Source organism: Gillisella taibaishanensis (genome assembly GCF_001938985.1).
In the GTDB taxonomy this organism is placed as follows: domain Bacteria; phylum Pseudomonadota; class Alphaproteobacteria; order Rhizobiales; family Rhizobiaceae; genus Allorhizobium; species Allorhizobium taibaishanense.
In genome coordinates, this window is sequence record NZ_MKIN01000021.1 from 592,260 (window position 1) to 618,572 (window position 26,313).

26 protein-coding genes are annotated in these 26,313 nt (G+C 61.1%); 6 read left to right on the forward strand and 20 right to left on the reverse strand.

Going from position 1 to position 26,313, the window contains the following annotated elements; all coding sequences use genetic code 11:
• Nucleotides 1-7 precede the first annotated feature (7 nt).
• Entirely contained in the window at nucleotides 8-403 is a 396-nt protein-coding gene (locus tag BJF91_RS09820; RefSeq protein ID WP_075614291.1) for a (R)-mandelonitrile lyase, read from the reverse strand.
• Nucleotides 404-588: 185 nt separating this feature from the next.
• On the opposite strand from BJF91_RS09820, the gene BJF91_RS09825 reads away from it, so the two are divergent.
• Nucleotides 589-1,734: a PQQ-dependent sugar dehydrogenase gene (locus tag BJF91_RS09825; protein WP_075614292.1), complete on the forward strand. Its 1,146-nt coding sequence runs from the start codon at nucleotides 589-591 to the stop codon at nucleotides 1,732-1,734.
• 34 nt (nucleotides 1,735-1,768) lie between these two features.
• Here the strand turns inward: BJF91_RS09825 and BJF91_RS09830 are convergent, their stop codons facing one another.
• A complete protein-coding gene (locus BJF91_RS09830) occupies nucleotides 1,769-3,010 on the reverse strand; it encodes a Zn-dependent hydrolase (protein WP_075614569.1) in 1,242 nt (413 codons plus the stop codon).
• A gap of 14 nt (nucleotides 3,011-3,024) precedes the next feature.
• Nucleotides 3,025-3,870: a BtpA/SgcQ family protein gene (locus tag BJF91_RS09835; protein ID WP_075614570.1), complete on the reverse strand. Its 846-nt coding sequence runs from the start codon at nucleotides 3,868-3,870 to the stop codon at nucleotides 3,025-3,027.
• 24 nt (nucleotides 3,871-3,894) lie between these two features.
• Between BJF91_RS09835 and BJF91_RS09840 the strand changes: the two genes are divergently transcribed.
• Nucleotides 3,895-4,791, forward strand: coding sequence for a ribokinase (locus BJF91_RS09840; RefSeq protein WP_075614293.1), 897 nt, complete (start codon nucleotides 3,895-3,897; stop codon nucleotides 4,789-4,791).
• Nucleotides 4,792-4,796: 5 nt separating this feature from the next.
• Here the strand turns inward: BJF91_RS09840 and BJF91_RS09845 are convergent, their stop codons facing one another.
• From BJF91_RS09845 to BJF91_RS09870, 6 genes are read right to left on the reverse strand one after another with little or no spacing between them, the layout of a single operon-like run.
• Complete coding sequence (locus tag BJF91_RS09845) at nucleotides 4,797-5,567, reverse strand: glutamine amidotransferase (RefSeq protein WP_075614294.1); 771 nt, start codon at nucleotides 5,565-5,567, stop codon at nucleotides 4,797-4,799.
• Nucleotides 5,568-5,601: 34 nt separating this feature from the next.
• Complete coding sequence (locus BJF91_RS09850) at nucleotides 5,602-6,711, reverse strand: phosphotriesterase family protein (RefSeq protein ID WP_075614295.1); 1,110 nt, start codon at nucleotides 6,709-6,711, stop codon at nucleotides 5,602-5,604.
• Between the two features lie 4 nt (nucleotides 6,712-6,715).
• Nucleotides 6,716-7,720: an ABC transporter permease gene (locus BJF91_RS09855; protein WP_075614296.1), complete on the reverse strand. Its 1,005-nt coding sequence runs from the start codon at nucleotides 7,718-7,720 to the stop codon at nucleotides 6,716-6,718.
• The gene (locus tag BJF91_RS09860) at nucleotides 7,717-8,526 is read right to left on the reverse strand and encodes an ATP-binding cassette domain-containing protein (RefSeq protein WP_075614297.1); all 810 of its coding nucleotides are present in this window, start codon (nucleotides 8,524-8,526) and stop codon (nucleotides 7,717-7,719) included. The genes BJF91_RS09855 and BJF91_RS09860 overlap by 4 nt, the downstream gene beginning before the upstream one ends.
• Nucleotides 8,523-9,476 (reverse strand): ABC transporter substrate-binding protein, encoded by a 954-nt coding sequence (locus BJF91_RS09865; protein WP_075614298.1) that lies wholly within the window; start codon nucleotides 9,474-9,476, stop codon nucleotides 8,523-8,525. The genes BJF91_RS09860 and BJF91_RS09865 overlap by 4 nt, the downstream gene beginning before the upstream one ends.
• A 32-nt stretch (nucleotides 9,477-9,508) precedes the next feature.
• Entirely contained in the window at nucleotides 9,509-10,534 is a 1,026-nt protein-coding gene (locus BJF91_RS09870) for a LacI family DNA-binding transcriptional regulator (RefSeq protein WP_075614299.1), read from the reverse strand.
• Nucleotides 10,535-10,877: 343 nt separating this feature from the next.
• Here BJF91_RS09870 and BJF91_RS09875 point away from each other — a divergent pair, with 343 nt between their 5' ends.
• The gene (locus tag BJF91_RS09875; protein WP_075614300.1) at nucleotides 10,878-11,435 is read left to right on the forward strand and encodes a cytochrome b; all 558 of its coding nucleotides are present in this window, start codon (nucleotides 10,878-10,880) and stop codon (nucleotides 11,433-11,435) included.
• A 108-nt stretch (nucleotides 11,436-11,543) separates the two neighbouring features.
• Here BJF91_RS09875 and BJF91_RS09880 read toward each other — a convergent pair whose 3' ends face one another.
• On the reverse strand, nucleotides 11,544-12,065 hold the full coding sequence (locus BJF91_RS09880; protein ID WP_075614301.1) for a hypothetical protein: 522 nt from the start codon (nucleotides 12,063-12,065) through the stop codon (nucleotides 11,544-11,546).
• 185 nt (nucleotides 12,066-12,250) lie between these two features.
• Complete coding sequence (locus BJF91_RS09885; RefSeq protein WP_075614302.1) at nucleotides 12,251-12,757, reverse strand: hypothetical protein; 507 nt, start codon at nucleotides 12,755-12,757, stop codon at nucleotides 12,251-12,253.
• 138 nt (nucleotides 12,758-12,895) lie between these two features.
• On the opposite strand from BJF91_RS09885, the gene BJF91_RS09890 reads away from it, so the two are divergent.
• The 3 genes from BJF91_RS09890 to BJF91_RS09900 all read left to right on the forward strand — a co-directional run bounded on the left by BJF91_RS09890 (nucleotide 12,896) and on the right by BJF91_RS09900 (nucleotide 16,140).
• Nucleotides 12,896-13,561, forward strand: coding sequence for a response regulator transcription factor (locus tag BJF91_RS09890; RefSeq protein ID WP_075614303.1), 666 nt, complete (start codon nucleotides 12,896-12,898; stop codon nucleotides 13,559-13,561).
• Nucleotides 13,558-14,931 (forward strand): sensor histidine kinase, encoded by a 1,374-nt coding sequence (locus tag BJF91_RS09895; protein ID WP_075614304.1) that lies wholly within the window; start codon nucleotides 13,558-13,560, stop codon nucleotides 14,929-14,931. Before BJF91_RS09890 ends, BJF91_RS09895 begins: the two co-directional genes overlap by 4 nt.
• A gap of 210 nt (nucleotides 14,932-15,141) precedes the next feature.
• Nucleotides 15,142-16,140: a hypothetical protein gene (locus BJF91_RS09900; protein ID WP_075614305.1), complete on the forward strand. Its 999-nt coding sequence runs from the start codon at nucleotides 15,142-15,144 to the stop codon at nucleotides 16,138-16,140.
• A gap of 28 nt (nucleotides 16,141-16,168) precedes the next feature.
• Here the strand turns inward: BJF91_RS09900 and BJF91_RS09905 are convergent, their stop codons facing one another.
• The 9 genes from BJF91_RS09905 to BJF91_RS09945 form a co-directional block, all read right to left on the reverse strand.
• Complete coding sequence (locus tag BJF91_RS09905) at nucleotides 16,169-16,516, reverse strand: cupin domain-containing protein (protein WP_075614306.1); 348 nt, start codon at nucleotides 16,514-16,516, stop codon at nucleotides 16,169-16,171.
• 57 nt (nucleotides 16,517-16,573) lie between these two features.
• Nucleotides 16,574-17,899, reverse strand: coding sequence for an NAD(P)/FAD-dependent oxidoreductase (locus tag BJF91_RS09910; protein ID WP_075614307.1), 1,326 nt, complete (start codon nucleotides 17,897-17,899; stop codon nucleotides 16,574-16,576).
• Nucleotides 17,900-17,910: 11 nt separating this feature from the next.
• Nucleotides 17,911-18,801, reverse strand: coding sequence for an ABC transporter permease (locus tag BJF91_RS09915; RefSeq protein ID WP_075614308.1), 891 nt, complete (start codon nucleotides 18,799-18,801; stop codon nucleotides 17,911-17,913).
• 42 nt (nucleotides 18,802-18,843) lie between these two features.
• Nucleotides 18,844-19,794, reverse strand: a complete 951-nt coding sequence (locus BJF91_RS09920; protein ID WP_075614309.1) for an ABC transporter permease — start codon at nucleotides 19,792-19,794, stop codon at nucleotides 18,844-18,846.
• 129 nt (nucleotides 19,795-19,923) lie between these two features.
• Nucleotides 19,924-21,588, reverse strand: coding sequence for a peptide ABC transporter substrate-binding protein (locus BJF91_RS09925; RefSeq protein ID WP_075614310.1), 1,665 nt, complete (start codon nucleotides 21,586-21,588; stop codon nucleotides 19,924-19,926).
• A 136-nt stretch (nucleotides 21,589-21,724) separates the two neighbouring features.
• A complete protein-coding gene (locus BJF91_RS09930; protein ID WP_075614311.1) occupies nucleotides 21,725-23,056 on the reverse strand; it encodes an NAD(P)/FAD-dependent oxidoreductase in 1,332 nt (443 codons plus the stop codon).
• Between the two features lies 1 nt (nucleotide 23,057).
• On the reverse strand, nucleotides 23,058-23,771 hold the full coding sequence (locus BJF91_RS09935; protein ID WP_075614312.1) for an SDR family NAD(P)-dependent oxidoreductase: 714 nt from the start codon (nucleotides 23,769-23,771) through the stop codon (nucleotides 23,058-23,060).
• Nucleotides 23,764-24,252, reverse strand: coding sequence for a MarR family winged helix-turn-helix transcriptional regulator (locus BJF91_RS09940; RefSeq protein ID WP_075614313.1), 489 nt, complete (start codon nucleotides 24,250-24,252; stop codon nucleotides 23,764-23,766). The genes BJF91_RS09935 and BJF91_RS09940 overlap by 8 nt, the downstream gene beginning before the upstream one ends.
• A 310-nt stretch (nucleotides 24,253-24,562) precedes the next feature.
• Complete coding sequence (locus BJF91_RS09945) at nucleotides 24,563-26,203, reverse strand: ABC transporter ATP-binding protein (protein WP_075614314.1); 1,641 nt, start codon at nucleotides 26,201-26,203, stop codon at nucleotides 24,563-24,565.
• Nucleotides 26,204-26,313 lie beyond the last annotated feature (110 nt).

A 26,313-nucleotide genomic window follows, 5' to 3' on the forward strand; every position in this document is an offset into this window, starting at 1 on the left:
TTTGGCATTATCCGTTGTAATCCGCGTCAGCGACATGCTCTAGCCAGTCGACCGCCTTGCCATCAAGCGATTCCTGGATGGCAATATGGGTCATGGCCGTCGTAGGGCTTGCCCCGTGCCAGTGCTTTTCGCCCGGCCCAAACCACACGACGTCGCCGGGGCGGATTTCCTCCACCGGACCGCCGTCACGCTGAACGCGACCAAGGCCTGACGTAACGATCAACACCTGGCCAAGCGGGTGCGTGTGCCAGGCGGTGCGCGCGCCGGGCTCAAATATCACGGTATTTCCGGCGGCGCGAGCGGGATCGCGCACGGGAAACAGCGGATCAATCCGCACTGTTCCGGTGAACCAATCGGCCGGACCCTTGCCGGATGGCTGGCTGCCTGCGCGTCGAATATCCATCTTATCGTTCCTTCTCTTCCGCTTTGCGTATGGGAATCGAGTTGCACCGGGCAACGCCCGCCGCTTGCGTCCTTTGAAGCAAAAGGCGGACATGGATGCAAGCAACGGCCCATCTCAACCCACCCTCTTGTTTCCCCCGGGAAATGCCCCACTTGGGAGAAGAGGAGAAATGCAGGAGGTCTTCGATGGTTGCATCCGTGGGCAGGATAACGTCTCTCGCCTTTGTCGCGGCACTCGCGCTGCAATGGCCGGCATATGCCGAAAGCATCAATGCCGGCAATCGTCCCGCCAGCGCTGAGCGGCCGTTCAAAACGCAGACAATCGCGCAATTCGACACGCCCTGGGCGCTAACATTCCTACCCGATGGCCGTATGCTGGTGACGGAAAAACCGGGCGGTCTTTTTGTCGTGACGCAGACGGGCGAGAAGCGCGAAATCAGCGGCGTGCCAAAGGTCGCAGCCGAGGGACAGAATGGCCTGCTTGATATCGCCATCGCACCTGACTTTGCCACCTCGTCGTTGGTCTACCTCACCTATGTTGAACAGGATGCCGGTGGGACGCGGCTAGTGCTGGCAAAAGCGAAGCTGACCCTGGCGCAGGACAAGGCGCAACTTGACGATCTCACCCCCATCTGGCGCCAGACGCCGGGCGGTGGAGGCGGCCAGCCCGGCGGCATCATCGCGTTTGACCCGCAGGGCAAGACGCTGTTTCTCACCGTGGGTGACCGGATGCAGCCGCAAACGGCCCAGGATCCGAAACAGGCGCGTGGCAAGGTGCTGCATCTTAACCTGGATGGCTCGATCCCATCAGACAATCCCGATGCCAGCAAGGGCGGCATCGAAGGCGAGACCTGGACGACAGGGCATCGCAACCCCTATGGCCTCGCCTTTGCGCCTAACGGGAAACTGTGGCTCAACGAAATGGGTCCCCGCGGCGGCGACGAACTGAACCTCATTGAAAAGGGCAAAAACTACGGCTGGCCGCTGGTCTCGAATGGCGACCAATATAGCGGCGAGCCGATCCCGCGCCATTCGACCCGACCGGAATTCGCCGCCCCATTGGTTTACTGGACACCCGTCATCGCTCCCGCCGGTCTCGTCTTCTACGAAGGCAAGATGTTCCCGCAATGGAAGGGCTCCGCGTTGATTGGGGGCCTGAGGGTCAAGTCGCTGGTGCGCGTCAGCTTTGATGCGAAGGGACAACCTGACGAGGCCGACCGCTTCGACATGCAGGCACGCGTCCGTGACGTTGCCGTGGCACCGGATGGTGCCATCTGGCTGATCGAGGATAGCAAGTCTAGCAAGCTGATGCGGCTGACGCCGAAGAGCTGATCCTCAATGCCGCAGGCCCAATGGCTCGCCCCTATCACGCCGTGGCGAGCCTCAGCACGGCAGCGCCGAGCACCTGGCAACCGGCGATGCAGTGATCCGGCTCGACATGTTCCGCCTCGTTATGGCTGAGGCCATCGCGGCAGGGCACGAAGATCATCGCGGATGGAGCAACGCGGTTCAGGAACAGCGCATCATGGAAGGCGCCGGACAGAAGATGCGCCGTGGCAAACCCGCAATCGGATGCAGCTTCTTGTAATGTGGCCAGCAGAGGCTCCGGAAATTGTGCCGGCGCCATGTCGAAGATGCGTGTGACTGCGGTACCGCAGCCCTGGACATTGGCGTGGGTCTCAAACGTCTTGCGGATCAAGTTTTCATTGATATCGAGGACAGCGGTGCTCGGATGTCTGAGATCAACCGTCAGCCGGACCGTGTCTGGAATAGCATTGACGGCACCGGGCAGGCAGGAGATCCGGCCAACCGTAAAGCGCGCCTCTGCATCGCCGGGCATGATCGACGCATAGAGTTCCGCGAGCGCCTGCGACACCGTCAGCATGGGATCGCGCCGATAGGCAAGCGCAGTGGTGCCCGCATGCGCAGTCTGTCCCGTCACGACCACGTCCAGCCAGCGGGTTCCTTGGATACCGGTCACGACACCGATTGGAATACCCTGGTGTTCCAGCGAAGGCCCCTGCTCAATATGCACTTCGAGATAGGCCGAAACAGGAAAGCCGAGCGGTCTCGGCTGCGCCTCCGGCAGGCTGTCCAGCGTCGCGGCGAGTTCTTCGGCAAAGCCCGCGCCATCCGTCGCCTTCAGATCCCGCCAGCTATCTGGAATTGCGGCCTCGGCAAAGGCCAGGGAGCCCATGCAGCCGGGCGCAAAGCGACAGCCTTCCTCATTGGTGAAGGCCACGACCTCAACCGCTCTTTCGGTGGCTATCTCTTGGTCTTCGAGGGTTTCCAGCACCTCGAAGGCAGCCAGCGTTCCAAGCGCGCCATCAAATTTTCCGCCTGCGGGCTGGCTATCGAGATGGCTGCCGATCAGAAGCGGCGGCAGATCCGGATTTTTGCCCTCCCGGCGGATAAAGAGATTGGCGATCGGATCTTGAAAGACCACAAAGCCACGCTCCCGCGCCAGTTTTGCCAGCAGCCGCCGCGCCTCGCGATCGAGCGCTGTGAGCGCCTGCCGGTTGACGCCACCTTTTTCCGTACCGCCGATAGCGGCAAAGTGCTGCAACCGCGCCAGCAGCCGCTCACTGTTGATGGCGAAGCCTTGCATCATCTCTTTGCCTTTCAGCCGTTCAACCCGGGCTGAGCCGCCGCCACGAAGCTGCGGACCCGCGACAGTTCCACCGGGTTCCACCAGACACCACCAACCTTCAACGAGGAAGCGACAATGACACCGCTGGTGCGCGCCAGGATTTCGACGATATTGCCTTCGCTGACGCCCGAGCCGACCAGCAACGGCAGGTGCGTCGCCTTGCCGATTTCCTCGATCTCTTCGATCGTGGCGCTGTTGCCGGTGCGCTGACCGGTCGCGATGACCCCGTCTGCATCGAAGAAAGCGAGGTCGCGGGTCAGCTCCTCGATGGTGCGGTCGGCGGTGATAGCATGGGCGCCGTGCTTCACATGGCTATCGGCAAACACCTTGATATGTTCGGCGCGCAGCAGTGAGCGGTAACGCATCGCCTCTGCGGCCCGGCCTTCCATGAAGCCTTCGTTTGCCACATAGGCATTGGCCCACTGGTTGACGCGGATGAACTTGGCGCCACCAGCCATGGCAATCGCGAAGGCCGGGATTGGCGCATTAGCCAGCACGTTGATGCCGAGCGGCACGCCGATGGCGCATGCGATACGGTCGGTCACCACGCTCATGAAGGCCGAGGTTTCCGGGCCGATATCCTCTGGCTTGGAAAAGGGGATGTCGCCGTGGTTTTCGATGATGATGCCATGCATGCCGCCCTCGATCAGGGCTTCGGCATCGCGCATGCAGGTATCATAGATCGTGTCCATTGCCGCCCCACGATAGCGCGGCGCACCGGGAAAGGCGGGGCAATGCACCATGCCGATCAGCGCCTTGGGCCTGCCAAAGATTTCCACGATGGCATTGGCCGCATTGTCGGATATGGTCTCACTCATCATCAGTCCTTTCGAAAGCGTTCCATGCGCGCCTTTGTCCTCGGCAATATCGCACTCGACGAAACCTATTCCCTTGCAGCCCTGCCGCAACCGGGCGCGTCCATTTTTGGTGCCCAGGCCAGCCGCGATCTCGGCGGCAAGGGCTGCAACCAGGCCATCGTACTGGCGCGTACCGGTGTCGCCACCACGCTCGTTGCCGCCATCGGCACCGATGACAGAGCCGCATCGCTGGCCAATGCCATTGCAGAAGAGCCCGTCACGCCCGAACTCATTTCCACTCCCGGCACTGTCAGCGACCTCTCTATCATCCTGACGACACCGGACGGCGAAAATTCGATCATCACGACGCGCGATGCCGCCTCACATTTCACCGCCAAGGCCGCCGTTCATTCACTGCAGGCGGCAACAGCCGGCGACCTATTGGTTCTGCAGGGTAATCTACCCGAGGAGACCACGGTCACCGCCCTCAAAACAGCCCGCACGAAAGGCATGGTCACCGCCTTCAACCCGTCGCCGCTGCAGCCCTGGTTCCCGAGCCTCTGGCCGCTGATCGATATCGCCTTTCTCAACCAAGGCGAGGCCGAGCAATTGACGGCAAGAACCGGAGCAGACGCCGGATCGGTTTTACTTTCAGCCGGCGTCTCCCACGTCATTCTCACCCTTGGCGGTGCCGGTGCCTTGCTCGTCACCGCCGAGGGCGCAACTTCCGTTCCCGCCGCCTCCGCAGCTGTCATCGATACGACAGGTGCGGGCGACTGCTTCATGGCAACGGCGCTAGCCTCCGCCCTCCTTCGCATGGTCCCCGTGGACCAAACAGCGCTGGAGCATGCCGCGAAGGCTTCCGCCATCACCGTCAGCCGCCGAGGAACGCGACAGGCATTTCCGAGCGCATCGGAATTTGCCGCGATCCTTCGGCTGTAAAAAGATCAGGCTTTTTCCGTCAGCCAGCCCAGAATGTTCTTCCAGAGCTTGCCATAGCCCTCCCATTCGCAGAAGGCCGGCGAGAGCCAGTGCGGACCGATATCCGAGGTCCAGGCGGCGCTGCGGCCCTTGCCAAAATGGCCGGTCACGAGCAGCGGATGACCACCCTGATCCGCAGGCAGGCGGGCAACCACTTCCACATCGGCGCGGTCGCGCACCTCTACTTCGTTGACGCCGAGCAGCAGAGGCCATTCGCCTGTCAGGCCCGCCACAGTCGGGTGATCTGGCTTAACGATATCTGCGGTGGAGCCTTCCGGAATTTCCACACGGTCATCCCAGGGCAAGCAGGTCACCGGCAGCACGTCTTCAACAGGCGTGCGGCGCCAGCGGGCCTTGCCGTCAATGCCCTGGAAGGAGAAATAGCCGCCGACCATCAGCAAGCTGCCGCCTTTTTCCACCCAGGCTTTGATCAGCTTCAACCGGTTCGGCACGGTTTTCGAATGCAGCCAGACAGCAGGCGGCAGAAGCAGTGAATTGGCGCCGATATCCGAGAGGATGATCGTGTCATAGGCATCGAGACCTGCCATCTCAAAGGGGAATTTTTCCACCGCATCATGGGCTGTCATATAGGTCAGCTCGAATTCGCTGCCTTCAAGCGCCTTCACCAGCGGCTCGGCGCCGAGATGAAAGGTGACGCTGCCGAACTGGTCGAAGCCTTTGTAATGGGTGGCGGAGCTGACCCAGCTTTCGCCGACAAGGAGAATTTTTTTCGTCATCACTTTCGTTCCATATCAATGAGGTCTCCGGGTTTTAGTTTGAGGCATTTTCGGACGGAAAACCGGTATCCACTTTTCCTGAAAATGCTTCGAAGACCGAGCGCGGGTTATCCCGCATGAGGGTTTGAAGGGTGGCGTCATCCAGCCCGTGCCGCTTCAGGCGCGGCAGGAAATGCTTGAGGATATAGGCATAGCCATTGCCGCCATATTTCGTCAGCATCATCTTCAGGAAGACGTCGTGGGAGAGCAGGATGCGGTCCAGATGCCCGCGTTCCACCAGTTTGACGATGGCGCGTGCCGCCTCTTCGTCGCTCGGGCATTGCACCTGCTGGTCGGCATAGAAGAAATCCATGCCGATCATGTCATATTCGATAAAGGCGCCGCGGCTGGCGAGTTCGCCCTGATAGGCGAGATCGTCATGGGACGGGTTCATGTGGCAAAGCACGGTGTGGCGCAGATCCGCACCCTCTTCCGCCACCACATCCAGCACCTTGTGGCCGAGCCGGAACCAGCCCGGCAAATGCACCATCAGCGGCAGGCCAGTGCGGACTTGCGCCTGCGCCGCACCGCGCAGCGATTTTTCTTCTTCCGGGGTGAAATCCGAGGACACGCCGATTTCGCCGATAAGGCCGATCTTGATATCGCTGCCGTCGACGCCTTGGAGCGCTTCTGCGACGATTTCATCGGCGATAGCATCGACCGTAAGGCCTGCCACTTTTTCGGGATGGGATGAGGCAAGATAGTAGCCGGCCCCCATCACGATGTTCAGCCCGGACGCTTTGGAAATCCGCTGCATAGCGCGCGGATTGCGGCCGATGCCCTGGCAGGTCGGCTCGACCACTGTGTGACCGCCCTCAGTCGCGAAGGCCTTGAGTTCGGCGATTGCCAGCGGCTCATCGTCAAGCGTGATGTTGTGCTTGTTGACGAAAGGGTCCTGGCGCAACTCGCCGAGGATTTCCATGCAGACGAAGCCTTCGGCGAGATATTGCCGCTCCGGCGTCTTCGGTGCGTGCCACCAGCAGCGGCAGTCGTTGAGGATATGCTCGTGCATCAGCGTCACGCCCAGCTTTTCCACCGGGATCGCGCCTTGCACGGTCATCACCTTGCCGGAGCGCACATGGCCTTCTGAGAGTTCACTCGCCATAACATCAGGCCTTTCTCTTGGCGCCAAAGCGGAAATTGGCGGTGAAGATGCGGGTGTTCAGCCAGATGGCGGCCAGGATGATCGCGCCTGTGACGATCTGGGTGAAGAAGGGTGAGATATGCATCAGGATCAGCCCGTTGCCGATGACGGCAATGGTCATTGTTCCCAGCACAGTGCCGAGGATGGTGCCGCGACCACCCATCAGGGATGTGCCGCCCAGAACCACAGCCGCTACGACCTGCAATTCGAAACCCACAGCGGCATTAGACGAACCGGAGCCGAGACGGGCGGCAATCAGCAGACCAGCAATGGCAGAGGCTACGCCCGCCACTAGATAGACGGAGGCAAGTATCCATTTCGCCGGCATGCCGACCCGGCGGGCGGCTTCCAAGTTGGAGCCGACGGCAACGATGCGCCGGCCATAACGGGTCGACGAGATCACGACATAACCGATCACTGTCACGAGAATGCCGATCAGCGCCGGCACTGGCATGCCCAGCCAATCGCCGCGACCGAGAAAGAAGAAGCCCGGCGCGTCGGGGATCGGAATGGAATAGCCCTGGGTGATATAGAGCGCCACGCCGCGCAGGATCGATAGGCCGGCAAGCGTGACGATGAAGGCCGGAATGCCCTGATAGGCGATGAACCAGCCCTGCAGCAGGCCGAGTGCTCCGCCCAGGGTAAGCATGGCCACCAGCACCAGCGGCCAGGGATAGCCCGTCGCCAACATGATGGCGCCGACGGCATTGATCAGCGCCACCATGGAACCAACAGAAAGATCGATACCGCCGGTGATGATGACAAGCGTCATGGCGATCGACACGATCAGGATCGGAGCTGCCTGGCGCACGACATTGAGCAGGTTACCCGTTGTCAGGAACGTATCCGTCATGGCGGAGAAGAACACCATACAGGCGAGAAAGAAGATGGCGATGGAAAGGACCTGGGCGTTTTCCGCAATGAAATCGGCAAGCGGCGAGCCTTTGGCGCGTTCGGTATAGACGGTCAATGGCGATCTCCCACGATAAGCCTGACGAGGTCTTCAAGGCTCGTCTCGTTGATCTGCCGCTCCGCCACCTTTGTGCCCTCATACATAACGGCGATGCGGTCGCAGACCCGGAACAGGTCCTGAAGCCGGTGGGTGATGAGGATGACAGAAACGCCCTTGGCCTTGACCCGGTTGATCAATGCCAGCACGGCCTCGACTTCCGCCACTGCCAGAGCCGAGGTCGGCTCGTCCATGATCAGCACCTTCGGATTGAAGGACGCGGCACGGGCAATGGCGATCGCCTGCCGCTGCCCACCGGAGAGCTTCTCCACCTTGGCGGTCAACCGCGGAATGCGGATTTCCAACGCATCCAGCATCTTGCGGGCTTCTTCCAGCATGGTCTGCCGGTCGAGAAACGGACCCTTGGTGATCTCACGTCCGAGAAAGAGGTTTCCGACCACATCGATGTGGTCGCAAAGGCTCAAATCCTGGAACACCATTTCGATATGGCGCTTGCGGGCATCAGCCGGTCCGGTCAGACGCAGGGCCTTGCCATCCATGGTCATGGTGCCGTCATCGGGGATGTAGGTGCCTGATATCACTTTGGTTAGCGTTGACTTACCAGCCGCATTGTCCCCGACGAGTCCTAGGCACTCGCCCGGATAGATGTCGAGATCGACGCCACGCAGCGCCTGATGAGAGCCAAAGGTCTTGCGGATGTCTCGAAGCGAAATTCGCGGCTGGCGCTGGTCGCCGGCGGGTTGCCGGGGGAGAAGATCTCCCCCGGCGCCGGTGACAGCGGTTGGGTGCTGTCCGCCGGAAATCATTTGAAAATCGCCCGGTAGGGTTCGACATTCGCTTTGGTGACGATGGTGACAGGTACGGCAATGGTCTTCTCGACCTTGCCTCCGTCAGACACGGTCTTCAGCGCCTTGACGGCAGCAGCGCCCATGGCGGACGGGTCCTGCTGGATGACGCCTGCGACGTAGCCAGCATCGATACCGGCAATTGCCTGCTTGGTCAGATCCCAGCCGAACACCTTGATGTCCTTCTGCTTGCCCTGGCTTTCCACGGCAGCGACGGCGCCGAGCAACGCCGGTTCGCCGGTCGCATAGATCGCGGTCATATCGGGATTGCCGGTGATCAGGTTTTCGGCTGCGGAAAGCGCCGTGTCCTGAACGTTCTGGCCATCGACAACGCCGGCGGTGGTGATACCGGACTTGTCCTTGATCGCGTCTTCAAAGCCCTTCTGGCGGATATTCTGGATGAAGGAATTCAGCGCGCCAACGACGCCGATCTTCGCCTTGCCCTTCATGTCGGACTTGACGTAGTCGAGGAAGAACTTGCCCATGTCGGCGCCGGCCTTGCCATTGTCCACGCCAATCTGCGCCTTTTGCGGGCCTTCAGGCAGGATCGAGTCTATGGCTACAACCGGGATATTGGCGGCAGCGGCCTGCTTGACGGCGGGCATGATGCCGTTGACGTCGATGGCGACGACGGCAATGCCATCGACCTTCTGCTGAATATAGGTCTCGATGGCGCTGTTCTGCGCGGCCGGATCATTGTTAGCGTTGAAGATGACCAGCTTGACGCCGGCTTCCTTGGCTGCCTTTTCGGCGCCCTCGTTCATCTGGTTAAAGAACAGCGCCTGCTGGTTGATCTGCACCAGGGCAATGGTCTTTTCGGCGGCGCTGGCAAGGCCAGCGGCAAGCGTTCCGCCGGCGAGCACGGTCGCGGCAAGCGCTGCGGAAACATATCTGCGTTTGACTATCGGCATGTTTGTTCTTCCTCTGTTGGTTTTACCGTTGCTTATGCAGACATCGGCGGCGCAACGGAGCTCCGCACGACGAGTTCGACGGGGATCAGCTCCTCGCGCGCCAGCGAGGAGGCATCTTCCCAATTGGTTTCCAGAAGCATTGACAGCGCGCGCTGCCCAATGGCGCGAACCGGCTGGCGAATGGCAGTCAGCGGCGGCGCGAACAGATGCAAAGGCCCGACGTCGTCGAAGCCGATCATTGAGACATCGTCGGGAATACGCACGCCCTCGGCACACAATACCTCAATGAAGCCGATGGCGATTTCGTCGGAGCTGACGAAGACGGCGCTGGCCGGGCGCCCTTCATCCAGGAAGCGGCGGGCGGCGGCGCGGCCGAAATCCACGGTGTAGTCGCCGCAGTAACGCATAAGGGAGAGATCATCGCCGAAGCCGGCGGAAAGGGCGCTTTCAAAGCCGGCGAAGCGCCGCTCCGTGCTGATCATCTGCTGCGGACCGCCGACATAGAGCACGCGCCTATGGCCATGATCGGCCAGATGTTCGCCCGCCAGTTGCCCGCCCTGGAAATTGTCGCAGAACAGCTTCGGCACTGCCGCGCCCTGCACGTCTTCGTCCACCACCACCACCTTGCCGGTAGCGTTGATCAGTTCGGCAAGCTCTTGCGTGTCCGGGTGATTGGTGATGAAGACCAAGCCATCGACATGATTTCGGGCGAGAAGCCTGAGATAGGATAGTTCCCGACCGGGACGGTTCAGGGTTGCAAACAACGAGACCGCAAGCCCACGCCGATCGGCCTCCTCTTCCACTGCGGCCACGAGCATGCCGAAGAAGGGATTGGCAATATCGGGCACGACAAGCCCGATCGTGTCGGACCGGCCCCGGCTCAAGCGCCGCGCATGCGGATTGGGGATGTAGTTGAGATCGCGGATCGCCTTGTCGATGCGCGCCTTGGTCTCGGCGGGCAGCTCAAGCGTGCCGTTCAAAAGCCGCGACACGGTCGCGACCGAAACGCCAGCAGCGCTGGCCACGTCTTTCAGGCTGGTCGCACGAGTTTGCGCCATGATCAACACTTTCGTTCCCCTGCCACCGGACCTTATGGTCTCTCTGTTGGCACCGTTGTAAACCGGTTTAGTAAAGCGCTTTACAGAATCCATATGATCTTCAACTTGTCAAGCCAGACCAGTTGATTTTAAGGGGTTTCAGCGATCTGCCGGCACCACCGAGAAACGCAAAAGAGCTGGTGGACCAGAGAAATCAATAGTTTGACAGAAGCTACCTCACCTCGTTGCAAAGGCTGCGAAGTCGTGAACACCACGGTACGGACGATCACGCTTGGTTCATTTCAATCCTGCACCCGGCCGTGCTTTGATTGCAGCGCAACATGAAGCCTGTCTGGAGAAAATTATGACATCTGCGGTGATCGCTACCAAAGCGCAATCCCCCTATCGCTACCGTGGCCCGCAAAGGCTCATTCACTGGGCGATGGCATTCGTGATCATTTGCGCTTTGGGGCTGGGTCTCTACTGTTCGTACCTCGTTCCCGGCACGCCGCAGCGACAGTTTCTCCTTGAGATCCACAAATCCTTCGGCATGACGGCCCTCGCCCTCATCGTTCTGCGCATTCCGGTGCGCGCCTCCTACGGCGAGCCCTCCTGGCGCACCCAGCCCTCCTGGTCGGTCAAGGCCGGCGCCCATGCGGCGCATATGGTGCTATATGGGCTGATGATCCTGATGCCGGTAACGGGTTACATGACCTCGGGCGCCGCCGGGCGCTCCCTTCCCTGGTTCGGCCTGTTTCAATGGCCAAACCTCATGCCTGCGGATCGAGACCTGTCCCGCCTCGCCGCCACCATTCACGAATATGGTGCCTATGCCTTTTTCGCCGTGCTCGGCCTTCATATTGCAGCTGTCGCCTGGCACCGGTTGGTGAAGAAGGATGAAGTGTTGTCGCGGATGCTCTGACAGAGCGTGCAGGATCCTGCATGAGCCGGACATTGATTGATTTAGCCGCTTAAACAAAGAACCGCACGGCCAGTTTCCCAGCCGTGCGGCACCGTCATCGTCGCGAGGTCAGCGTTGTGCGGGACCATTCAGGCGGTCGAGAACCTGCAAGAGCGTGTCCGAGCAGGCCTTCATCGGTTCGTCATCGGCGCATTTGATATCGATGCGCGTATCACCATCCTCAATGACGAAATGTGCTGCCTTGGACGGCGGCGGCGGTGGTGGCGGACGATGACCGCGGGGTCCCATCGGGCCGTCAGGGCCGCGCGGCGGCGGGCCGGCGCGATCTTCAGGTCCGCCCTGCCAGCCTTGCCAGCCCGGCTCACCTCGGTCACCAAAGGCACCCGGCCCGCCCGGCGGCGGAGGAGGTGCTGCCATCGCCGGTCCACCCGGTGGTGGCGGGGGCGGAGGAACCAGTGCCTGGCCGGCAGGTCCCGGAGGAGGCGCCGGTGGTGTCGGAGCCGGTGCGGACGCGCCTGTAGCCGGAGGGGCCGAAGGAGCGGGCAGTGCCGGGGGAGCGGGCGGTTGCTGCGCAAAGGCCGATCCGGCGAGCGCCGCGACTGCGACGGCGGACAAGAGATAGCGTTTCATGCACTTCATCCTTTCATGGGAGTAGGAAGGCGAGACGTCAACGTGACAGACGCCTTTTGGTTCAGCGGCTTGCAGGTGATAGCCCTCGCCGCTGCAGCGAGCCGAATGCCAAATTCGTCAGCTTTGGCGCTGGTTCTGCTCGCTTTTCGAAGATCCGTTTCAACGTCGTTCAACAGATCTTGAAATCAGGGCGCAGGCGGCGGCGGTGGGCCGCCCGGGCCCCACATCCGGTGTGGCGGCGGCGGGCCTGCGGGGCCAAGAGCCTCGGCCTTGCCATCCTTGCCGATCAAGTAGCTGGCATGCACGAAGCCGTCATCGAACCGTCCCTGCACTGTCACGAGGTCACCTTTGCCAACAAGACCGCTGCCATCGCCAGCCGGGCCGGTATCCACAAGAGTGCGGCCGCTATCGTCCTGCAAAATGAACTTGTTGCCGTAGATCTCCGCAGCCGTGCCCTTGATGGTCACGAGACCGGATGCGGGCATTGCCGCGATAGAGACCGGAAGCATGGCCGCCATTTCAGGAGCCGGCCGCAGCAGTTTCATCGCACCGGCACCACCGGCGGCACCGATAGCAAGGGCCACGGCAAGCGCCGGAAACAAGATCCGTCGGCGATGCCTGCCATGCGGCGGCGGGGCCTTATCGGGCTTGGGCAAACCGGCGGGGCCGGCAGCATGTTCGTCGCTCATCATTCGAACTCCTTCGTCATTGACCAGGCCAATCTACGCGCTACCTCCCCTCGGCCCGCTGAACATGCTGGTTCAGATTGAGTTCAGCCATTTTCGATAGGTGTAGCCGCGCATATCCGTGTCGAACGAAGGTCCATTTGCATGCGTATCCTGCTTGTCGAAGACGATGACGATCTCAGCACCCGCATTGCGGCCGCCCTGAGAGCAGAGAATTTCGTCGTCGACGTCGCCCGCAACGGCGAGGATGGCTTGCATGCCGGGCTCACTGAACTGTTCGACGTCGCCATTCTCGATCTCGGACTGCCGAAACTCGATGGCGTCGCCGTGCTGAAAGGCTGGCGCGATGGCTCGCGTAATCTGCCGGTGCTGGTGCTGACCGCTCGCGACGGGTGGCCGGACAAAGTCTCGAGTTTCAAGGCTGGCGCCGACGATTTCCTGGCCAAGCCCTTCAAGCTGGAGGAACTGGTGCTGCGGCTGCGCGCCCTGGTGCGCCGGGCGAATGGCCATGGGGCGGCACGGGTGCAATGCGGCAGACTGGTCTTCGACGCGCAACTCGGTACATTCGAGCTCGACGGCTTTCCGGTCAAGCTGACCGCGCTGGAATGGCGGGTACTTTCCTGCCTCATGCTGCGCAAGGAAACCGTTGTCGACCGGCGCGAGTTGAACGAGCGCGTTTATGACGGAGATGCCGAGGTCGATTCCAACTCGCTCGAGGTCATCGTCGGCCGATTGCGCAAGAAACTCGGCGCCGAACTCATCGAGACCGTGCGCGGCAGAGGCTATATGCTGACGGCGGCATCCGCATGAAACGCGCCTTGCTCAACCGGCCTCAATCGATTGCAGGGCGGCTGCTGATCTTCTCCGCCATCTTCGTGACGCTCGCTGTCGTCACCGTCTCTGTCGTGCTCTGGCTCGCCTTGCAAACCGTGATCCGCGAGCAGATCGACCAGCGGCTCGACACGCAGATCACCGCCCTCGCCGGCGCGCTGAGCCGAGACACGGCAGGGCGACTGTCGCTATCTGCACCGCTCGATGCGCCACCTTTCGATCGCCCCGGCTCGGGCTGGTACTGGCAGATCGAAGGCGGGGGCCAGCGGCTGACGTCGCGCTCGCTGCGCGACCGAACGATCGACGCCCCGCCACCGGACCAGGATTTCCTGCAGATGATGACAGGTCGGCCGGCACCAGGCGAAGGCAAGGACCGGGGCAGAAGCCTTCACTTGCGCCAAAGCGTCCGTCTGGTGGAGGGCGCACCCGTGACCATCACCGCCTCGGCCCCCCAAGCCGCGCTTTCCGATCCTGTTTTACACGCCCTGATGTGGCTGGCGCCAGCCATGCTGCTGCTCGGCGCGGTGCTGATGGCCGGTACCTTGTGGCAAATCCGCTTCGGGCTGCGGCCGCTGCGCGCCATGGGAGCCGATATCGATGCGATCAATCGTGGCGAAGCCACTCGCCTGGCCGATCAGCCCGTCATTGAGCTTGCGCCACTGGCCGCGAAGATCAATGCGCTGATATCAGCCAATGAAGAGCGATTGGCGGAAACCCGGCTTCAGTTCGCCAATCTGGCGCACGGCCTGAAAACCCCGGTCGCCAGTCTGCTGCTGGCCCTGAACGACGACAACGACCCGCCAGGCGCATTGCGCCGCCTGGTGCTTCGCATCGAGGCCAGGATCAAGCATCATCTCAGCGCCACTCGTCGCGCCATGGTCGCGACCGGCACCATCGCCCGCAGCAATCTCGCCCAGACCGTAGCCGATATTGAGGATGCGCTCCGCCTGATCCATGCAGACCGCGGCATCGCGTTGCAAAATGCGGTCACGCCGGATGTGTTTGTCGCATGCGATGGCAAGGATCTCGAAGAGATGCTCGGCAATCTCATGGACAATGCCTGCAAATGGGCGCAGACGCGGATTCTTGTTTCAGCCGAACGCACTGGCCCACTGGTCCGGATCTTGGTGGAAGACGACGGCCCCGGCATACCTGAAGAGCGCCGCCAAGCCGTGCTTCTACCGGGAATACGGGAAGACGAGCGCGTGGCAGGCGATGGCTTCGGCCTTGCCATTGTCACGGAACTGGCCGCCCTCTACGGCGGATCGCTAACGCTCGAGCAGGCAAGCCCAATCGGCCTGCGCGCCGTGCTGCTACTTCCTGCAGCCAAGACGGATAGACGCTCCTAGCTGGACGGCCTATCCGGCAGACCTACCGCCGCGATGCAGCGAAATTTGTATAACGTCAAAGATTTGACGCATTGACCATTCGATGCTCGCCATCCATGCCTTTGCTTGCGCCCACGCTGGGAAACTTAATCGCGGATGCCTGCTGAGCAATGCATGAGCCGCGAGTGTGATAGACGCAACAAGACAAATGCCAGTGCCAGGAAGAGAGATATGACGCTTCGCCCCTTTCGTCCGACCGTGATCCGCTTACTGTCCGCGCTTGTCTGCCTCTCCTCCCCGGCTCTTGCTGCCGAAGGCGCAACCCGGCTGCCGGATTGGCTGCAGGCCCATGTCGGTGAGGGCAACGGGCAGATCGCACCCGTTGTCGTGGAACGGGCGCGGGCGCTTTATCTGAGCAAGGTGAAGGAAGGCAAGACGCGCAATGCCTGCTACTTCGCCATGGACGCCACCCGCCCGAACGACGTGACGATGGGGCCTGCCGGTGGTCGCTTCTATATCATCTGCGAGGCCGACAAGACATTCCGGGTAATCTCCGCCGGTCACGGCGGCGGCCGTAATCTGGGCGCCAACGCCAATTTCTCAAATGGGCGCGAATGCGTGCGCAACTTCGGCAACGGGCTGGATTCCAATCTGACAGCCGGTGGCGCCTATCTGACCAATGAAATCAAGACGTCCTTCAAGGGCTACTACCGGATGGCCAGCAAGCAGGAAGCGGTTCTGACCCGCTCCTTCGTGCAATTCGACGGTATCGGCGAGACCGCCAATGCCCGGCAACGCGCCATCGGCGGTCATGCAGCAGCGCTGGTGTCCGGCGTCTGCATGATGAAGAAGCCGGATAGTCCCTATGCCAATCGTGACGGCTACGTGCCGCGTGGCAATCTCGTCAACTACGCCGCTGGCCGCAGCGATGGCTGTACCAGCTGGTCGCCGGACGACGCACCGCAGGTGCTGTCTATGGTCAAGGACAATCCGACCACGCTCTATATCTACCCCGAATCCCGCGATATCGAAGCGGTCTCGAAAGAACTCGCTGCCGGGCGTACGCCTGCTGCGGACGGGGTCTACTGGAACAGTTCCTGCCTGAAGGCGATCGGCACCCCGAAATTCTGGCCCAAGGAAAAGCTGGAGCCGATCATAGCCCAGTTCAAGGCAGACCATCCCGCGCCGCCGCCGCGCCCAGTCCCGCTCTGCGAAGGCCAGCCGCAGTAGCGATTGCGAACTGCCACGGCGAATTATCCTAAGGCTTGGGGATGACTGTCGCCAGCTTGCGGAAGGGAGACAGGATGTCGAGCCGGCTCGGAACACCCTTGGCGATAGTGACGATCGAGCCAGGGCCGATCGTCACCGATTTTTCCGAGCCTTGCGAGTAGAGCGCCTCGCCTTCGATGACGATGAAAGTCTCTTCAAGATCTCGGCCCGGATAATTATAGATGCCGGGCTCTGCTTTCCAGACCGCCACGATCGTGCCGTTCTCGACCGAATCCTGCCAGATCAGCCGGCGCCAGGAGCCGCTCTCGCGCCCCTCGGCCGGCATGGCGGGTGTCAGATCGATGTCATCGGCAATATTGTAGATCGGCATGGTCATCAATGTCTCCGGAGAGTTTGGGATTGCGCGCTTCGGGCGCTGGTTTTGAGGGCAAGATCAAGCATGCGGCGGCATGGGGGCACCGGATAGCCTCGTCTTGATGTTGTCGCGCAAGCGGTAATAGCGCAGCGTCAATGCCGGGGCGAAGGCCATGTAGAAGGGGGCAGACGTCAGCGGCTCCAGTTTCAATGCCAGCTCGTTTTGCGGTATTCCCAGCGCCCATTCCGACAAGATGGAGCCGAGCATCGAGCCGGTCGGCACACCGCGGCCGGAAAGACCGGTCAGTGCCGCAACGCCGGGTGCCAGATCGTAAAGCCGAGGCACCGTGCGATATTGCATGTCAAGTTCGCCGAACCAGAAGTAGTCCCAGCGTATGTCTTCGCGGATCTGGGGATGCAGCCATTTCAGCCGTTCGCTCATCACCTGACGAGTATAGGCCATATCTCGGCCGCGCCGTCCCATCGGGAACATGGAGGCGACGATGCGGCCCTCGGCATTGTATTTATAGACATAAATGTCGCCGCGACCATCATGGATCGTCGTGTTGCGCGGAAGAACGGACCGTCGTATCTCCTCCGGCAGGATCTGGGTGGCCGCGACGAAGACCCGCTGAATCTTGAAGGTCCGGTCCAACTTCGGCCACCCTCCAACGGTGTAGGCTCCGGTGGTGAAGATCACCTTGTCGGCAATCACGTGACCCTTCTCCGTTGCGACTCTCCAGCCGCCGCCCGCATTGCGGTCGCAAGAAATCGCCGCCGAGCCGGTGAAGATCTTTGCTCCCTCCTGCAGAACCGCACGCGCCAGGCCGCGCGCATAACCGAGGGGATTGAGATGACCGGCCTCCTCATGCAGCCATCCCCCTAGAAAGCGAGGACTGCCGGTGATTTCCGCCACTTCGTCGCGATTGACGAAGCGAGTATTTGCACCAACCGCATTATAGGTCTCGACCTTATGGCGGATTGCATCGATAGCCCCCTTGTGCGGGGCGCCCATGACGTACCCGTTTTGGACCCATTCGCAATCGATCTGATAGTCCCGGATCATGGCCGAGACCCGGTCATTGGCGCGCGTCTGGCGCTCGATCAGCCTTTCCGCCCAGGGCTCGCCCAGCATGCGCCGTAGCTCCGGCAGGCTGTAATGGGTGAAGGTTGGCGTGCAATGGCCAGCATTGCGGCCAGACCCGCCAAAGCCCGCCTCTTCGCGTTCCAGCACCACGACGTTAACCCCCGCTCGGGCGAGTTCAAGCGCCGTCGTGAGGCCCGCGTAGCCGGCGCCGACAATGCAGACATCAGCCTTAACAGACCCCATAAGCACGTCCGTGTGCGGCGCTGGTGCGGCTGTCGCATACCATAGCGTGGTGCCGAACGGAGAAAAGGCGGTCATGACACCTCTCCTCAGTTGAGGTCGCTGCGGGCGTCAAGCGCATCGCGCAGGCCATCGCCGATGAAATTGAAGCTGGTGACGGCTAGCGTGATGGCGACGCCGGGGACAATGGCAAGCCAGGGCGCCTTGTCGAGATATTGCTGGGCGCCGTTCAGCATATTGCCCCAGCTCGGCAGCGGCGGCTGGATGCCATATCCCAGAAAGCTGATATAGGCTTCGAGAAGGATGGCGCGCGCCACCGTCAGCGTTGATGCCACGATAATCGGGCCAATGGCGTTCGGCAGGATTTCCCGGAACATGATGCGGGCGTTGGGGAGGCCGAGCATGCGGGCGGCGGCTACGAAATCGCGCTCGCGCAGCGATCGCACCTCCGCTTCCACCAGCCGGGCAATTTCCATCCAACTCGTGACCGCGATGATGACCGTGATCATGAACGGACTGGGCTTGACGAAGGCCGCGAGCGCCAGAAGCAGGAAAATGCTCGGAAACGACAGGAAGGCATCGACGAAGCGCATCAGCACCGCGCCGATCTTGCCGCCATAGTAGCCGGCCACTACCCCAATGACCGTGCCGATCACCGTTGACAGCACCATGGCGAAGAAGCCAACGAGCAGCGAAATCCGGCCGGCATTGAAGAGCCGGGCGGCAATGTCGCGGCCGAGCGGATCCGTGCCGAAGATGTGATAGCCTGTCAGCGGCGGCGCGAAGCGGGCACGCAGATCGATGTAGAGTTCGTCGTAGGGCAGCAGATGCGGCCCGACGATACAGGCGAAGATCATGATCACGATCATCACGAGGCCGAGAACGGCGAGCTTGTGCCGGGCAAACCGGCGCAGCGTGCGGTTTTGCCACCAGTGGCTACCGGCAGTACGGGCGGAAGAGGAAAGCGTTGCAGCGGACATGGTCAAACCCTTCAAATCATGGCGACAATCGGCGGCGGCGCATCATCCGAGACGAATGCGCGGATCGACGAGTGCTACCAGGAGGTCGGCGATGAGGCTGCCGAGCAGCACGAGAATGGCGGAAAACATCAGGAGGCCCATGACGACGGGATAGTCGTGATAGCCGAGACTATCGAGGAACAGCCGCCCCATGCCGGGCCAGGTGAAGACCGTCTCGGTGACCAGGGCACCGCCGAGAATTGTCGGAAGCTGCAGGCCGGCGAGCGTGATCATCGGCAAAAGTGCATTGCCGACAACGTGCTTCATCAGCACGCGGCGCGGCGTCAGCCCCTTGGCGCGGGCGGTGCGGACGAAATCCTGGTTGATGACATCGAGCGTGGCGGTGCGCATGTAGCGGCTCCAGACCGCTATATTGACCAGCGCCAGAACCAGGCTCGGCATGACCAGATGGATGGCATAATCGTAAAAGGATTGATCGCCGATCGTGTACATGCTGCCCGCCGGCAGCCACTTGAGCTTCAGCGCAAAGACATAGATGGCAACGAGTCCGAACCAGAAGGTCGGGATCGACAAGGCCACCATGGCGCCAACTGTCACCGTGTAATCGAACAGGGAATAGCGCTTGGTTGCCCCCTTGATGCCGATCCAGGTGCCTATGAGGATCGATACGACGGTGGACGACCCCATCAGCAGCAGCGTCGCGAACATGTGACCGAGGATGATGTCGAGCACCGGCCGCTGATCACGGTAGGACGTGCCCCAGTCGCCGCGCAACAGCCGCCAGGCCCAGTCGAGATATTGGATCGGCAGCGGCCGATCCAGCCCCATCTGGTGGGCGATACGGTCGAGAGCTTCGCGCGTCATACCTGGCGTCAGCGCAAATTGCGACAGGGGTCCGCCGGGCGCGAGATTGAGTACGGCAAAACCGATGATCGACACGAGCACAAGCAGAACGAGACTCTGCCAAAGTCGGTTCAGAAGATAGGAGAACATGGGCATAGCTCCGGTTCAGTCCAGGAAACCTGCCCCGGGACAAACCGGAGCAGGTCTTACGACCACGGGCAAAGGCAGACGTGAGGCAACCTGATCTGGAGTTGCCGACCGCCGTCACCATTGCTGTAATCAGCTGAGTTTCCAGCTTCCGACATTCCAGGTATCGATGCGGGTGTTGATGTTGAACACCACATTCTCCACACCCTGCTTGTGGCCGCGCACGGTTGCGTATTGGAAGAGTGGCAGGAACGGCAGTTCCCTGCGCATGATCTCCTGGATCTTGAAATAAGCCGCCTTGCGCTCCTCGGGCACAAACACACTGCCGCCCTTGGCGAGCAGGTCGTCCACCTCCTTGTTGACGAATTGCCAATTGTTCTGGCCGGAGCCGCCCTTGGCGGGGCTTGAGGTCGAGCGGAAGAAATCCGAGGTATCGGGGTCCGGTCCGGTCAGGAAGTCGAGACCGACGATGACGCAGTCGAACTTCGACAGCATCCAGTAATCACCCCACATCACCGCCGGCGGCAGGTTGGAGATGGTCATGTCAATGCCGAGATCCTTGAAGGATTGCTGCAGATATTGCTGCACCTGTTCGCGGATATGATTGCCGGCCGTGGTCGAGCAGGTAAAGGCAAGCTTGACGCCATCCTTGGCCCGCACACCGTCCGTCCCCGGTTTCCAGCCTGCGTCATCAAGCAGCTTCTTAGCCTTTTCCATCGAAAATTCGTGCTTCGGCAGATCGGGATTGTAGTAGAAGGACTGCTGCGGCACGTAGCTTTCGGTCGGCGTCGGCAGACCGTAATAAAGCGCGTCGATGATCGATTGCTTGTCGATCGCGTGGTAAAGCGCCTCGCGCACCTTCGGGTCCTTGAACTGCGGACGCTCCATGTTGAAAGTGAAGGATTCCACCGTCGAGCCCGGCACGACGGTCACGACCTTGCCTTCCAGCGCCTTGGCCTCCTCGTAATGATCGGGCGTGATCCACTGCAGGCCGACGACATCGATGTCGCCGGTCTTGAACTGGGTATACATCACGTTCAGGTCAGGAACGTATTTGTAGATCAGCCGCTCGATATAGGGGCCGGCGCCGAAATAATCAGTATTGGCTTCGAGCAGGATGTAATCGCCGGCAACCCGCTCCTTCCATTTGAACGGGCCGGTACCAACAGGGGCGTTGTTGAACGGCGCGGTGTTCTTGTCGGCCGCAGCGCCCAGAATGTGCTTGGGCGTGATGAAGGTCGAGGCGAGGATCGATGGGTAAGGCGCGAACGGCTTTTCCATCTTCCAGGTGATTTCAGTCGGCGACACCACAGTAAGGTCGCGGACATATTCGTGGCCGGTCTTGCGCCAGGAGCGGAAATTCGGATCGACGAGCAGTTCCAGCGTGAACTTGACATCTTCGGCGGTAAACGGCTTGCCGTCGTGCCATTTCACGTCGTCGCGCAGCTTGACCTTCCAGGAGAGACCATCTGCGGAAATCCCGCCATTCTCCACGGTCGGCACTTCGGCGGCGAGCGCGGCCACGAAAGCCCCCTTCTCGTCCACGTAAAACAGCGGATCGAAGATGCTGAAATGAATGCCTTCATCCACTTCGATATGGATCATATGCGGATTGAAAACAGTCGGCTCCTGCGAAAAGCCGATGGTCAACTGACCCTTGGCCTTCTTGGTATCCTGTGCAAAGGCGCGCGACAGAGTGGGCAAGCCTGAGAGCACGACGCCGGAGGCGCCGAGCGCAAGCAGGCTGAGCGCCTGGCGGCGCGTTGTATTCATGAACGGCTGTTTGGTATCGGACATTTTTAGTTCCCCTTCATCTGATTGATTATTTTTCAGATACGTCGTTGCATCCGCCTCTTCGGGCGGTAAGCCTCCCAACGGCAGGTGTCTGCCGGCATGCGGTGCAGCAGGCGGGCGAGCCGCCGGCTGCAAAGCGTCAGAATCCGCTGATCAGTTCGATCTTCGAACCATCGGAAAAGCGGCTGAACCTGAAGTCGCGGCGGTCGACGATCGGGTTGCGACCCATGACGACATCAGCCATAAGCCGACCGGCCGCTGGGCCAATACCGAAGCCGTGACCGGAAAAGCCGGTGGCGACGTGGAAACCGGGAATGGCATCGATGGCATCGATGACCGGAACGGCATCCGGTGTCACATCGATCATGCCGCCCCAGCGCTGGGCGATTTCAGCCTTTGCGAAAACCGGGAAGGCTTCCGCCAGACGCTTCAGCGCCGCGTCCGAGACCGCCTTGGACGGGATGGGATCGAGCACTCGGTTGTATTCGAAGGGCGAGGCTTCATCGAGTGCCCAGCGGCGCCGCATGCGGGCCTCGTCGAAAAAGCCGCCGCCGAAGCGAAAGCGCAGCGAACGCCATTCATGCGCAAATGCCGGCATGAATTTCATAGCATAGCGGAAGGAAGCCGGCACGAGATCGACGATGTTTTGATGACCGTCGGCGATGGTATAGCCGCCATCCGCCCGCTTGCGCAGCGCAAAGCCCTTTGCCCAGATCGCCTCTTCCGGCCCCCCTTCGAGGGGCTTCGTTCGCAGCACCGAATTCAGCACCTTCAACTGCGGCAGATCGAGACCGTTATTGCCCATGAACAGGCTGGACCAGGCGCCGCCCGCCAGCACCACCGACTTGCAGGCAATCTCGCCGCGCTCGGTCACGACGCCGGAGACACGACCGCCCGACAACTGCAGGCCGCGGACCGCGCATTCGGTGAGGATGTGGGCGCCACGGTCTCGCGCGGCTTCGGCAATCGCCGGCGCTGCCTTCTGCGGTTCCGCCCGGCAGTCGCCGGCGGTGTAAAGCGCACCGGCAATCTTCATATTATTGCCGGGATATTTGGCATTGAACTCGGCCGCGCTCAGCATGCGGCTTTCGATTTGATAGCCCTCGAGATTGCGATTCCAGCGCTCGTGTTCGTCGAACTGCTTGTCGTCGGCGCAGGTAAAGACGATGCCGGAGCGCTTGAAGCCGGTTTCGCGGCCGGTGCGACGGTTCAGATCCGCCCAGATGCGCAGGGATTCGGCCATCAACGGCACTTCGCGCGGATCGCGGCGGGAAATGCGCACCCAGCCCCAGTTGCGGCTGGACTGCTCGTGGCCGATGCCACCCTTTTCGCAGAGCGCAACCCTCAGGCCGCTATCGGCAAGTTCGAGCGCCGTCGAGGTTCCGATGATCCCACCACCGATGACGACGACATCCACCTCCTTGGGCAGATCCGTATCACCTTGGACGGGAACGACAAATGGACCTGGCATTTCAGAAAAACTCCTCGAGTTGGCAATTAACGGCGAATTCGGCGACCGAGGCCGAATTGGGAAGGGCAATCAGCATGGCGATAATGCGGGCGAGATCATCCGGTTGGGTCAGCAGTTCGCTGGCACGATCCGTTAACGCCGCCGCCATATCGGTGGCAACGAAGCCGGGGCAAACAGCAGTCGCCCGTATACCCCTGTCGAAACCAGCCTGACGAATGGCATGGGCAAGCGCAACGGCGGCGAATTTCGATAGGGAATAGCTACCGGCGCCGGCCGATTTCACCCGCTTGCCGGAAAGCGAGGCAAGGATGATGACGCGTCCGCGTCCCGTAGAGCACAAGGCCTTCCAGGCAGCCTTGGCAAGCCGGCGCGGTGCCTTGACGTTGATCGCCATCAAGGCGTCGATATCGTCATCGTCAGCCTCGATAACCGTCTTCGGGATCATGATGCCAGCATTGGCGACGAGCGCGTCGATCCGCCCAAAGCGCGCTAAAGCGGCATCCACCCAGCGCTGCTCGGCCTCGACATCACCGGCCTCGTAGGCCATCACCTGCACCCGGTCCTCATGACCGGCGGCCCATTCCGGCATAGCGGGCTGGCGCATGCCGAGAGATACCGACCATCCCTGGTGCAGCAGTTCGGCCGCGGCATAGTTGCCGATCCCACGGCTGGCACCGGAAATGAGTGCGACAGCACCGTTTGGAAACTCACTCATGCAGCCCCACGATCCGGCGATAGGCGCGCCTCAGGATATCGGTGACGAGCCTCTGCTCGTCTTCCGGAATGAAAGAGAAAAAATCGCGCGATTGTTTCGGCACGATCTCGCGGATCTTCACCGCCAGCGCAGTCCCGGCCTCGGTGATATAAAGCTCCTGCGCGCGGCTATCCTCCGGCGATATTTCCCGGCGGATCAGCCCATGGTCCTCCATCTGGTCGATCAGCCGGCCCATGGCCGAGCGATCGCGCATGATGAGATGGGCAATCACCGAAGGGCGAATGCCGGGATAGTCGTCGACCAGCAGCAGCGTCGTGATCTTGCCGGTACCCTTGGCCACATCCAGCCCCTCGAGCCGCTCGTCCAGATCACGCGAGACAGCGATATTGATAGTGCGGATGTAGAAGCTCAGCGTATCCTCCAGCACATCGATATTGATGTCCTGCGGAATAGTCGGCGGTTTGGATCGACGTGTGTGCATTGGATATCCGTGCGAATGAACAAAAAATTCCCTACCGCCACGCGCTGTCAGCGCACAGAAGTTCGGGTTCTCCGCCCATGTCGTATTTCAATTTCGCAATACGATCAAAGGACAGATAGTGGACATTTGCAATTAAATTCTTACCCGACCGGCAATTATTTCTTCTTTTGTATCAATAATTTACAGCGAAACAGCTCCATCGCCGGCTTCCTCGGAAACCAGCGGAAGGGCAGCCTTGTCAGGCCGTTCAGTGGGCATTTTCTCGCCGCTCAGGCAGCGATCTCGCTGCCCGGCAAGCCGGTCTTCCAGGTCAGACTGCTTCGGCAGCCGGTTCCCAGTCCGCCCCGGGAATCGCCAAAACCAGCTTGCGGGTATAATCGTGCTGCGGCTCGCGGAATATTCTGGTAGGCGGCCCCTCTTCCACCACCACGCCCTTGTGCATGACCAGAACCGTATCGCAGATCTGGCTGGCGACGCGCAGATCATGGGTGATGAAGATCATCGCCACCTTCATCTCCGCCTGCACTTTCGCCAGCAGTTCGAGGATTTGCGCCTGGATCGACACGTCGAGAGCCGACACCGCCTCGTCCGCCACCAGCACGACCGGATCGAACATCAGCGCCCTGGCAATGCCGATGCGCTGACGCTGGCCGCCAGAAAACTCATGCGGGAAGCGGTCATAAGCCTGTTCGTCGAGACCGACGAGTTTCAGCAGCCGCAGCGCCTTGCTCCGCGCCTCCTGCACGGAAACACCGTGGGCGATTGGCCCAACCGTGAGAATCCGGCCGATCGTGTGGCGCGGATTGAGCGAAGCAAAGGGGTCCTGGAAGATCATCTGGATATAGGGTCGAAGCGACCTAAAACTCTCTTCCGTCATACCGGCGATGTCGCGGCCGTCGAAGCGGATCACCCCGCCATCCGGCTCCAGGAGCTTCAGCAGAACACGGCCAAGGGAGGATTTGCCGGAACCGCTTTCGCCGACCACACCAAGCGTCTGGCCCTTGCGCAGCTGGAAGCTGACACCGTTGACGGCTTTGACGACGCGCGCCTTGCGGAAGAATGAGCCGGAACTGCGATACTCCTTTTCGAGATTTTCCACCTCCAACACGACAGGAGGCTCCTCGCTGACTGCCGACGCGCTCGAGCGCATGCGAGGCACGGCAGCGACCAGCCGTTGTGTATAGGGATGCGCGGGATGGACCAGCACCTGATCCGCCCTGCCCTGCTCGACAAGAATGCCTTTCTCCATGACGACGACGCGATCAGCGATCTCGGCGACTACGCCAAAATCATGGGTGATGAACATCACGCTCATGCCCTTGCGCTTCTGGATGTTGCGGATGAGATCAAGGATCTGCGCCTGCGTCGTCACGTCGAGTGCCGTCGTCGGTTCGTCGGCGATCAGCACGTCAGGGTCAAGCGCTAGCGCCATGGCGATCATCACCCGCTGCCGCTGGCCGCCGGAAAGACGAAACGGATATTGCAGCCGCATCAGCGGTGGATCAGGCAGCCCAACCTCATCCAAAAGCGCCAGAACCTTGGCCTTGCGGCTTGCCGCCGTTCCATAGCCATGCGCCTCCAGCACCTCGGAAATCTGGTCGCCGACAGTCATCAGCGGATTGAGGGCCGAAAGCGGATCCTGAAAGATGATCGAAACCGCCTGGCCGCGCAGCGGTCGGACCTTTTCTTCGCGGGCGGCGAGAATGTCCATTCCCTTGAAATGGATCTCGCCTGCAGTGACTCTGATCACGGGCGACAGCAGGCCCATGATCGTGTTGGCGGTGACGGATTTCCCAGACCCGGATTCGCCGATAACGCAGAGGATTTCCCCCGCATGCAGATCGAAAGAAATGTCCTTGACCGCGTGGCTGCGTTCCATTCCCGGCGGCAGAGCCACCGTGAGATTGCGAACCGACAGCACCACGTCGGTCGACGTGGAGTTTTGCGACATGAGTTCCCCTTGTTTTTTTGTTCACTATGTTCGCTTTAGCGGGCGAATTGTGCACCCGACAAAATAGTGGATCATGTCCACTATTTTGTCCAGTAGCACCTGAAGGCAAA